Source organism: Streptomyces europaeiscabiei, assembly GCF_001550375.1.
Classification (GTDB): domain Bacteria; phylum Actinomycetota; class Actinomycetes; order Streptomycetales; family Streptomycetaceae; genus Streptomyces; species Streptomyces europaeiscabiei.
The window spans coordinates 1-10,044 of sequence record NZ_LRTR01000451.1 but is presented as its reverse complement, the minus strand read 5'-3'; the positions used below and the strand labels follow the sequence as shown (position 1 = coordinate 10,044).

General features: G+C 72.1%; 10 protein-coding genes and 1 riboswitch. Of the genes, 7 read left to right on the top strand and 3 right to left on the bottom strand.

What is annotated here, in order from left to right:
- Positions 1-41 precede the first annotated feature (41 nt).
- Positions 42-773 (bottom strand): class II aldolase/adducin family protein, encoded by a 732-nt coding sequence (locus AWZ10_RS22000; protein ID WP_060891871.1) that lies wholly within the window; start codon positions 771-773, stop codon positions 42-44.
- Between the two features lie 829 nt (positions 774-1,602).
- Between AWZ10_RS22000 and AWZ10_RS21995 the strand changes: the two genes are divergently transcribed.
- The 4 genes from AWZ10_RS21995 to AWZ10_RS51555 all read left to right on the top strand — a co-directional run bounded on the left by AWZ10_RS21995 (position 1,603) and on the right by AWZ10_RS51555 (position 4,768).
- Positions 1,603-2,865 (top strand): inorganic phosphate transporter, encoded by a 1,263-nt coding sequence (locus tag AWZ10_RS21995; RefSeq protein WP_046709666.1) that lies wholly within the window; start codon positions 1,603-1,605, stop codon positions 2,863-2,865.
- Positions 2,866-2,894: 29 nt separating this feature from the next.
- Positions 2,895-3,116 carry a hypothetical protein gene (locus AWZ10_RS21990; RefSeq protein WP_046709667.1) on the top strand — a complete coding sequence of 74 codons (222 nt, stop codon included), beginning with the start codon at positions 2,895-2,897 and terminating at the stop codon, positions 3,114-3,116.
- A gap of 244 nt (positions 3,117-3,360) precedes the next feature.
- Positions 3,361-4,218 (top strand): helix-turn-helix domain-containing protein, encoded by an 858-nt coding sequence (locus AWZ10_RS21985; RefSeq protein ID WP_046709668.1) that lies wholly within the window; start codon positions 3,361-3,363, stop codon positions 4,216-4,218.
- A 43-nt stretch (positions 4,219-4,261) separates the two neighbouring features.
- On the top strand, positions 4,262-4,768 hold the full coding sequence (locus AWZ10_RS51555) for a hypothetical protein (protein ID WP_060891870.1): 507 nt from the start codon (positions 4,262-4,264) through the stop codon (positions 4,766-4,768).
- Here the strand turns inward: AWZ10_RS51555 and AWZ10_RS47940 are convergent.
- Both AWZ10_RS47940 and AWZ10_RS47935 read right to left on the bottom strand, forming a co-directional pair.
- The gene (locus AWZ10_RS47940) at positions 4,698-5,009 is read right to left on the bottom strand and encodes a hypothetical protein (protein WP_234360848.1); all 312 of its coding nucleotides are present in this window, start codon (positions 5,007-5,009) and stop codon (positions 4,698-4,700) included. The two genes, AWZ10_RS51555 and AWZ10_RS47940, sit on opposite strands and share 71 nt — an antisense overlap.
- A 29-nt stretch (positions 5,010-5,038) precedes the next feature.
- A complete protein-coding gene (locus tag AWZ10_RS47935; protein ID WP_078935754.1) occupies positions 5,039-5,218 on the bottom strand; it encodes a DUF397 domain-containing protein in 180 nt (59 codons plus the stop codon).
- A 288-nt stretch (positions 5,219-5,506) separates the two neighbouring features.
- Positions 5,507-5,626, top strand: a riboswitch (cobalamin riboswitch).
- A 107-nt stretch (positions 5,627-5,733) separates the two neighbouring features.
- On the opposite strand from AWZ10_RS47935, the gene AWZ10_RS21975 reads away from it, so the two are divergent.
- From AWZ10_RS21975 to AWZ10_RS21965, 3 genes are all read left to right on the top strand, one after another.
- A complete protein-coding gene (locus tag AWZ10_RS21975; RefSeq protein WP_060891869.1) occupies positions 5,734-6,705 on the top strand; it encodes a cobalamin biosynthesis protein in 972 nt (323 codons plus the stop codon).
- Positions 6,702-8,228, top strand: coding sequence for a cobyric acid synthase (locus AWZ10_RS21970; protein WP_046704521.1), 1,527 nt, complete (start codon positions 6,702-6,704; stop codon positions 8,226-8,228). The genes AWZ10_RS21975 and AWZ10_RS21970 overlap by 4 nt, the downstream gene beginning before the upstream one ends.
- 76 nt (positions 8,229-8,304) lie before the next feature.
- The coding region (locus AWZ10_RS21965; RefSeq protein ID WP_060891868.1) for a putative cobaltochelatase at positions 8,305-10,044 on the top strand (1,740 nt) is incomplete at its 3' end.

The window sequence follows — 10,044 nt, the reverse complement described above, 5'->3', positions numbered from 1 at the left end:
ATCGGCGGGAGGCCGGAGGTGGGGGCGGCCGGACGCCGGGGCTACTTCGGCTGGCCGTACCCCTTGAGCCGCTCCCCCGTCTCGTTCACCTGTTCGTGGGTGAGGAGGTGGGGGGTGAGGCCCGGGACGGAGGAGGCCCTCAGCCAGACCTGGCACATCCATTCGAGTTGGGTCGTGCGGTCGTAGGCCTCGGAGAGGGTGCGTCCGCAGGCGATCGTGCCGTGGTTCTGGAGGAGGCAAGCGGTGCGCCCCGTCAATGCGCGGAGCATGTTCTCGGCCAACTCCGGGGTGCCGTAGGTCGCGTAGGGGGCGACTCGGACGGGTCCGCCGAGGGCCGCGGACATGTAGTGGATCAGCGGCAGCTCGCTCACCAGGGTGGAGACGGCCGTGGCGTGGACGGCGTGGGTGTGGACGACGGCACGGGCGTCGGTGGTGGTGTGGATCGCCAGGTGCATGGGCAGTTCGCTCGTCGGGCGAAGCGTGCCGAGGACCTGCCGGCCGGAGAGGTCGACGCCCGTGACGTCGTCCGGGGTCAGGCGGTCGTAGGGCACTCCCGTCGGTGTGACCAGGACGGTGCCCCCGACGCGTACGGACACGTTGCCCGAGGTGCCGACGACCAGACCGTCGGCCACCGTCCGGCGGGCCGTCGCGACGAGTTCGTCCCACGCGCGCGCCACGTCGTCCGGCACGCCCCTCTGCCGCCCGTCCCGCGCACCCTGTGCGTCCTCACCCGCGCCCCGCTCGTCCCGGGTGTCGCACCACTGCTCAGCCATGCCGTGATCCTGCCAGGCGGATCGCGCCGACGGGCCCGGGGCCGGGACTTGCGGAGCCGAACGCGACCTCCGGAGGAACCCATATGCGCATACGTCGCCCGGTGTTGGCGATGGGCCGGTGATCGACAGGGATTCGGCGATCTTCCAGTACCTTCCGCGGGTTTGTCGCACACGTCGCCGTTCCGGGGGGAATCATGGCCCGCGCTCTCCAGCCGTCCCGTCGTCGCAGCCGCGTGCTCGCCGCCTCCCTCGCGGCGCTCGTCCGGGGCGGGACCGCTCTCCCCGAGCACCCCGTCTCGGCCGCCGCCGAGCCCAGGGGACACGAGGTCTCCCCGCACCAGCGGAAGGCGGACCGGCCGGGCGCGAAGTCGAAGGGCAGGTTCGTCCACGTCAGGGCGACCGGGTCCACCACCTGTCGCAACCCGCTTCGTGAACAACTGCGGCGGACGGCGCGCGGACGGCCGGACCGTGCCGCCCGCCCGTGTACGACTCCGCGGGGGCGGCAGAACTCCCGGCGGGGTGGAGGTTGTGGGCGATCCGGCGGTACGACAACGGCAGCGAGGGCCTGCCGGGTGACCAGAACCCGTTCAACGGGTCGATGAACCGGCCGAAGAGGTCCACCGAGGGCCGACGGGGTACCGGACCTCGGCATTCCGTCTCAGTTCGAACGTCGGGCCACCGCTCCGTCACGCCGAACGCGTCCGCCCACGCACAAACGGAGCGGCGACACCTCATTCACTACACCCACGCGCCCGCCCCAGTTCACCTTCCGTTCACCCAGGTTGCCTACGGTCCTCATGCCACTGACGTCCGAAAGAAGCTCGGGTAAATGGAAAACTTCTCGCTGATCCTCGCGATCGTGGTCGTCACCGCGCTTGCGTTCGATTTTACGAACGGTTTCCACGACACCGCCAACGCGATGGCCACCACCATCTCGACCGGCGCGATGAAGCCCAAGGTCGCGGTGGCCATGTCCGCCGTGCTCAACCTTGTCGGCGCGTTCCTTTCCATCGAGGTCGCCAACACCATCTCCAAGGGACTCGTCGACGAGTCCGGCATACAGCCAGAGGTCATCTTCGCGGCGCTCGTCGGCGCCATCCTCTGGAATCTGCTGACCTGGCTCGTCGGGCTCCCCTCCAGTTCCTCGCACGCCCTGATGGGCGGCCTCATCGGCGCCACCATCGCCTCGGTCGGTGTGGGCGCGGTGCACGGCGACGTGCTCGTCACCAAGGTGCTGATCCCCGCCGTCGCCGCCCCGCTGGTCGCCGGTATCGCGGCGATGCTCGCCACCCGGCTGACGTACAGGCTCGGTCGGCACACGAGCGAGAAGGCCTCCGGCAAGGGCTACCGCGCCGGTCAGATCGCCTCCGCGGGCCTGGTCTCGCTGGCCCACGGCACGAACGACGCCCAGAAGACGATGGGCATCATCACCCTCGCCCTGGTGGCCGGCGGCGCCCTCGCGCCCGACTCCGACCCGCCGGTGTGGGTCATCGTCTCCGCCGGTACGGCCATCGCCCTCGGCACCTACCTGGGCGGCTGGCGCATCATCCGCACGATGGGCAGGGGCCTGACCGACCTCCAGCCGCAGCAGGGCTTCGCCGCCCAGACCAGCGCGGCCACGGTCATCCTGGCCTCCTCGCACCTCGGTTTCTCGCTCTCCACCACGCACTCGGTCTCCGGTGCGGTGATGGGCGCGGGCCTCGGCCGCAAGGGCGGGGTGGTCCGCTGGTCCACCGCGACCCGGATGTTCATCGCCTGGGGTCTGACCCTGCCGGCCGCGGCGCTGGTCGCCGCGCTCGCCGAGTGGGTGACGTCCTTCGGCGCGTGGGGCACGGCCGTCGTCGCGGTCTTCCTCGTCGCCTCCAGCGCCGCGATCTGGATGGTCTCCCGCCGTGAGGTGGTCGACCACACCAATGTGAACGACACCGAGGAGCCGCCCGGTGTGGTGACGACGGCGATGGCCGCCGTGACTCCGCCGCCGGTCGGCACCGTGACCGAGGACCTCACGGCGACCATCCCGGCCCCCACGGCCACGGCCGCCGCCGAGACCACGGCCCCGGCGGGCTCGTCCACGCCGACGCCCGCCGTCTGAGCCCCACGACTCCCTGAGGAATCACCACCATGCACATCGACTGGGCAGCTCTCGGCTCCGTCTTCGGAGTCAGTCTCGTGGTCACCGTGGCCCTCGTCGGCCTGTTCACCCTGGGCATCGTCGGCCTCTCCAAGCGGGAGCAGGCGTCAACCCGGGGCGACTCGGTGGCGGCTGCGACCACAGGGGCGTACGTGTGCTTCGCGCTGTGCGCGGCGGCCGTGGCGTACGGAATTTCCCTGATCATGACCTGAGACCGGAAATCCCACGGCCCTCTCGGGCCGACACCGACAACCTCAGAGGCAACCCCCGTAGGCGCTTCATGACGCTTACGGGGGTTTTCTCCGTGTTCGCGGCGCTGGTGCGCCACCTCCGAAAAGACACCTGTCATACTGACGGCGGCTGGCCGCCACTCGCGAACTCACCTAATCTGATAGGGAGTTACTACGCGAAAGTGGCGACCCGACAAGTCAATGACGACATGTGGCAGGGAGCACCATGGCCAGGGACATCGATCCGAGCCTGAATCGACGCAGGCTGCGAATCGAGCTGCGCAAAGCGCGCGAGAGCGCCGGGCTGACCCAGCGGGACGCCGCGCAGGGCCTGGAGTGGTCACTGTCCAAGCTGATCAGGATCGAGGCGGGGACGGTCGGTCTCGGAGTCACGGACCTGCGGGCGCTGCTCCAGCAGTACCGGGTCACGGACGCGAGCCTGGTCGTGGAGCTGGAGGAGGCGGCCCGAGGCTCGAAGGGCCAGTCCTGGTGGGCCCAGTACAGCGACCTCGTCTCACCGCAGTTCGCCCAGTACCTGGGGTACGAGGGCGCGGCCAACACGATCCGGATGTACAACCCCATCGTCCTGCCCGGGCTCCTGCAGACGGAGGACTACGCCACCGCGCTGCTCTCGGCCAGGACTCCCGAGGCGCGGGTGCGACGCCAGGTGGAACTGCGGACCACCCGACAGGAGCGGTCCCTCGACAGCGACCACGGTCCCGAGGTGGACATCGTCCTGGACGAGGCGTCCGTACGACGTGTGGTGGGCGGTCCCGCGGTCATGCGGCGACAACTGGAGCGCGTCAAGGCCGTGGCGCAACACCCTCGCGTGAGCCTCCAACTGCTGCCGTTCTCCGCCGGAGCGCACTACGGCACGACCACACCGTTCATCCTGCTCGGTTTCAAGGACGACGACGACCTGCTCTACATCGAGGGCCCCACCGGGGGCCTGTCGAACCGTGACGACCTGGCCCTCACAGCGCGTTATCAGGAGTGCTTCGAGGACATCAGCTCCATCGCGTACCGCGGCGAGGGGATGATCGAGGCGCTCGACGCGATCAGGGAGAGCCTGGACAACGACTGACCCGGGACGGGACGCCCGGGCGACGAACGGGGAGGGAGGACTCATGGCGGTCTTCGGAATACGGGCGTGGTGGCGGGAGTTGCGCACGGCACCCGCCTCCTCGGCGGGCGCCACGCCGCGGGTCCCGCCCGAGCGGACCGAGCCGGAGGAGCCGGCCGAGCCCGGCGACAGCGCCCTCAAGGCGTACGCCGTGCAGCACCCCGAGGGGGCGGAGCCGCTCATTCAGGTCGAGAGCGCCCGAGTGGCGGACGCCGCCCGGCCGCTGTCCGTACGGCTGCTGCTCGGCACGGCATGCGGCAGCGTCCTGCTGTTCAGCGTCTCGGTCGCCACCCGGGTCGGTCCCGGGATACGGCCCGGTGGCGCCTCCCCCCTCACCTCGGCCGTGATCGGCGCGGTGGGCGCGGCCCTCGTCACGGCTCTCGGCGCATGGCTGGGCGGCGCGTTGCGGCACCGCTCCACCGGCTCGCGGACCGCCACCGTCAGCGGTGATGCGGCCTTGGGGGCCGAGCCTGGCCGAGCGCCCGGTTCAGGACCCGGAGCCGTTCCGTGACCGGGGTCAGGCCCCACCACAGGCCGGCCCCGGCGGCGCCCAGCACGGTCACCACCAGCCAGACGAGCGCACGCACCTCACCGCTCGGCACGAGCAGCGCGGCCAGAGCGCCCGCTCCGACGGACAGCACCCCCATCACGGAGCAGAAGAGCGCCAATGGAGCGACAGCGGTCACCCGTTCACGCCAGACGCCCGACTTCCCCGTGCGTGCCGAGGCTGTTTCCCTCGCTCGGTCTGCCATGTGTCACCTTCCGTCCCCCGGGCCGATCTTCATGATCCGCCCGCTCCCGGGTCCACAAGTCCCGCCAGAAAACCACACCACGCCGCGTAGCGAAAGACGAGCAGCGCGTCACTGTTCCCGTTCGAGTCACGAACCATGACCCGCCTCCGCCCGGCGGCCACTTCCACGCAGTCGTCCGCTTCACCGGAGTAGCTGCTCCTGACCCACATCCGCTCCGGCGACTCCCTGCCGACCACACCGACCTCCACCTCACCGGCCGGCGTGCACCGACACGGCGTCCGCACCGCGACGACCCGAGCGCCGTGTCCCGATGCCGCTCGTCGGCGCTCTGCTTTCGTACTGCCGTTCCCTCAAGTGTTCCCAGCCCGGGCGTCGGGGAAGAGCGCGGAAAGAGCCGATTCGGGTGTCTGACGCGATTTCGGCGGTGTGGGGCTCAGCACACCGCTGCACCGCAGGTCAACAGCAAGTTGACGGGTCTTCCGGGGGCGTGGTGGACTGCCGGGGCCATGTACGACGGCAGGAGAGGAAGCCGGTGCGAGTCCGGCGCGGTCCCGCCACTGTCACCGGGGAAGAACCCCCCGGGAGCCAGGAACTCTCGCCGTCGGTCTCGTCGAACCAGGGCGTGGACACCCTGAGTGAGGACATATCGCCATGTGCGCCATGTGCGGCTGCCCGCCGGGGCTCAGCGCCCGGTCCCTGCCCGACCCCGTGATCGGCTGAACCGGTGCGTGCCGACCGCGTCTTCGCGTACGGCGCCGCCGCCGGACTCCTCGGTGATCTGCTGCTCGGTGATCCGCGCCGGGGGCATCCGGTCGCCGCGTTCGGGCGGGCCGCCGGTGCCGTGGAACGGGTGCTGTGGCGCGACCACCGGGGGTGGGGCGCACTGCACACCGCGGTGTGCGCGGGCGGCGCCGTGGCGCTGGGGGCCGTCGCGGCTGCCGCCGTACGGCCGTCGCGGGTCGCCTCCGTCGGGTTGACCGCCGCCGCCACCTGGGCCGTCGTCGGGGGGACCTCGCTCGGGCGGGAGGCCCGGACGATCGGGCGATTCCTCGACGCGGGGGATGTCGAGGGCGCGCGGGCCCGGTTGCCTCATCTGTGCGGGCGGGATCCGCAGGCGCTCGACCCCGACGGGATCGCGCGGGCCGTCGTGGAGTCCGTCGCCGAGAACACGTCCGACGCGGTGGTGGGGGCGCTCGTGTGGGGGGCCGTCGGTGGGGTGCCGGGGCTCGTCGGGTTTCGGGCCGTCAACACGCTGGACGCCATGGTCGGACACCGGTCGCAGCGGTATCGGCGGTACGGGTGGGCCTCCGCGCGGCTGGACGACGTGGCGGGGTGGCCGGGGGCCCGGCTGACGGCGGTGCTGGCCGCGGCTGCCGGTGGGGATGCCCGGGGGGCTGTCCGGGCCTGGCGGGCGGACGCGGGGAAGCATCCGAGTCCCAACGCGGGGCCCGTGGAGGCCTCGTTCGCGGGGGCGCTCGGAGTGCGGCTGGGGGGCACGTTGGCGTATGGGGGGCGGGTCGAGCATCGACCTGTGCTGAATGGGGAAGGGCGGGCCGTCGTCGTGGACGACATCGAGCGGGCTGTGCGGTTGTCCCGGCGGGTCGGGTGGCTGGCGCTCGGGGTGAGTGCGGGTGCGGCGGCGCTGCGGGGGCGGGTCGCAGGGCGCTCGGCACAGCGGTTGGGGAGGCAGGGATGAGCGGCGGACTGCTGGTGGCCGGGACCACCTCCGATGCCGGGAAGAGTGTGGTGACCGCCGGGATCTGTCGGTGGCTCGTGCGGCAGGGTGTCAAGGTCGCGCCCTTCAAGGCGCAGAACATGTCGCTCAATTCCTTCGTGACGAAGGAAGGCGCCGAGATCGGGCGGGCTCAGGCCATGCAGGCGCAGGCCTGCCGCGTGGAGCCCAGTGCGCTCATGAACCCCGTTCTGCTGAAGCCCGGGGGTGAGCGGAGCAGCCAGGTGGTGCTGCTGGGCAAGCCCGTGGGTGAGATGAGTGCGCGCGGGTACCACGGGGGGCGGCAACAACGGCTGCTCGGGACGGTGTTGGAGTGTCTCGCCGAGTTGCGGGGCACGTACGACGCGGTGATCTGTGAGGGGGCCGGTTCCCCCGCCGAGATCAATCTGCGGCGGACCGACATCGTCAACATGGGAATCGCCCGCAACGCCGGGCTTCCCGTGCTGGTCGTCGGCGACATCGATCGTGGCGGGGTCTTCGCGTCGTTCTTCGGGACCGTCGCGCTGCTCTCCCCCGAGGACCAGGCCCTCGTCGCCGGGTTCCTCGTCAACAAGTTCCGGGGGGACGTCTCCCTGCTGGAGCCGGGGCTCGACATGCTGCACGGGCTCACCGGGCGGCGGACGTACGGCGTGCTGCCGTTCCGGCACGGGCTCGGGATCGACGAGGAGGACGGACTGCGGGTCTCGCTGCGGGGGACGGTCCGGGAGTCCGGTGTCGCGCCGCCCGTCGGGGAGGACGTGCTGCGGGTGGCCGTGTGCGCGGTGCCGCTGATGTCCAACTTCACCGATGTGGACGCGCTCGCCGCCGAACCCGGTGTCGTCGTGCGGTTCGTGGACCGGGCCGAGGAACTGGCCGACGCCGACCTCGTCGTCGTTCCGGGTACCCGGGGGACGGTCCGGGCGTTGGAGTGGCTGCGGGAGCGGGGCCTCGCCGACGCCCTCGCACGACGCGCCGCGCAGGGGCGGCCGGTCCTCGGCATCTGCGGTGGGTTCCAGCTGCTCGGGGAGCACATCGAGGACGAGGTCGAGAGTCGGCGGGGGCATGTGGACGGGCTCGGGATACTGCCCGTGCGGGTGCGGTTCGCTCCCGAGAAGACGCTCACGCGGCCCGTCGGGGAGGCCCTCGGGGAACACGTCGAGGGGTACGAGATCCATCACGGGGTCGCCGAGGTCGTGGGCGGGGAACCCTTCCTGGACGGGTGCCGGGTCGGGCAGACCTGGGGCACGCACTGGCACGGGTCGTTGGAGTCGGACGGGTTCCGGCGGGCCTTTCTGCGTGAGGTGGCGGCCGCATCGGGGCGCCGTTTCGTGCCGGCCGCCGACACGTCGTTCGCGGCGCTGCGCGAGGAGCAGCTGGACCGGCTCGGCGATCTGATCGAGGAACACGCGGACACGGACGCGCTGTGGCGGCTCATCGAGTCGGGCGCGCCGGCGGGACTGCCGTTCGTGCCGCCGGGCGCACCGGGAACACCGGGAGCGTCCGGATGAGCACGGGCTCGCTGTTGAACGACCGGCCGCGGGTCAACCGCCCGTGGCCGGAGGGTGACTTGGAGGGCGACGCATAGTGAGTGTTCCGTTTCCGTTCACGGCCGTCGTCGGCCAGGACGACCTGCGGCTGGCGCTGCTGCTGAACGCGGTGTCACCGGCGGTCGGCGGTGTGCTGGTGCGCGGTGAGAAGGGGACCGCGAAGAGCACCGCCGTGCGGGCGCTCGCGGCGCTGCTGCCCGAGGTGGAGGTCGTCGCCGGGTGCCGGTTCTCGTGCGATCCCGCGAAGCCGGACCCCGCGTGCCCGGACGGGCCGCACGAGCCGGCGTTCGAGACGCGACCGTCGCGCATGGTCGAACTGCCCGTCGGCGCCTCCGAGGACCGGCTCGTCGGCGCCCTCGACATCGAGCGGGCGCTGTCCGAGGGTGTGAAGGCGTTCGAGCCGGGACTCCTCGCGGACGCGCACCGCGGGATCCTCTACGTCGACGAGGTGAACCTGCTCCACGACCACCTCGTCGACCTGCTGCTCGACGCGGCCGCGATGGGCGCCTCGTACGTGGAGCGCGAGGGTGTCTCCGTACGGCATGCCGCGCGGTTCCTGCTCGTGGGGACCATGAACCCCGAAGAGGGCGAGCTGCGGCCGCAGCTGCTCGACCGGTTCGGGCTGACCGTCGAGGTCGCGGCCTCGCGGGAGCCGGACCAGCGGGTGGAGGTCGTACGGCGGCGGCTCGCCTATGACGACGACCCGGCGGCTTTCGTGGCCCGTTGGGCGGACGAGGAGTCCGACGTACGGCAACGGGTCGTCGCGGCACGGGAGTTGTTGCCGTCCGTGGTGCTGGGCGACGGGGTGCTGCGGCAGATCGCGGCGACCTGTGCGGCCTTCGAGGTCGACGGGATGCGGGCCGACATCGTGATGGCCCGGACGGCCACCGCGCTGGCCGCGTGGGCCGGGCGGACCGAGGTGCTGGCGGAGGATGCGCGGCAGGCGGCGCTGCTCGCGCTGCCGCACCGGCGGCGGCGGAACCCGTTCGACGCTCCGGGGCTCGACGAGGACAAGCTCGACGAGACGCTGGAGGAGTTCGCGCAGCCACCGGGGAACGCGGCGGACCCGGAGGACGCGCAGGACGCGCAGGACGACGAGGATCCCGATCCCGATCCCGATCCCGATCCCGACGGACCCGGTGGCGGTGGGCAGCCGCCCTCCTCCGAGCCCGAGGGGCCGCAGGGCGGTGACTCCGGGGCACAGCCCGACAGCGGGGAGGGCGTGCCGGCGCAGGCTCCGGCCGCCGGGGAGCAGTCCGCCGTACGGGCCGCCGAACCCTTTCGTACGAAGGTGCTGAGCGTGCCGGGGCTCGGGGAGGGCGCTTCCGGGCGGCGTTCGCGGGCACGGACCGAGCACGGGCGCACGACCGGAGCGCGCCGGCCCCGTGGCACGCTGACCAAGCTGCATCTGGCGGCGACCGTGCAGGCCGCCGCGCCGCATCAGCGGACGCGGGGGCGGTCCGGGCCGGGGCTGGTCGTACGCCGTGACGATCTGCGGCAGGCGACGCGGGAGGGGCGTGAGGGGAACCTCGTGCTGTTCGTGGTCGACGCCTCCGGGTCGATGGCGGCGCGGCAGCGGATGAGTGCCGTGAAGGGCGCCGTCCTGTCGCTGCTCCTCGACGCCTATCAGCGGCGGGACAAGGTGGGTCTGGTGACCTTCCGGGGGGCGGCCGCCGAGGTGGCGTTGCCGCCGACCTCGTCCGTGGACGCGGCGGCCGCCCGGCTGGAGTCGCTGCCCACGGGCGGGCGGACGCCGCTCGCGGCCGCGCTGGAGGCA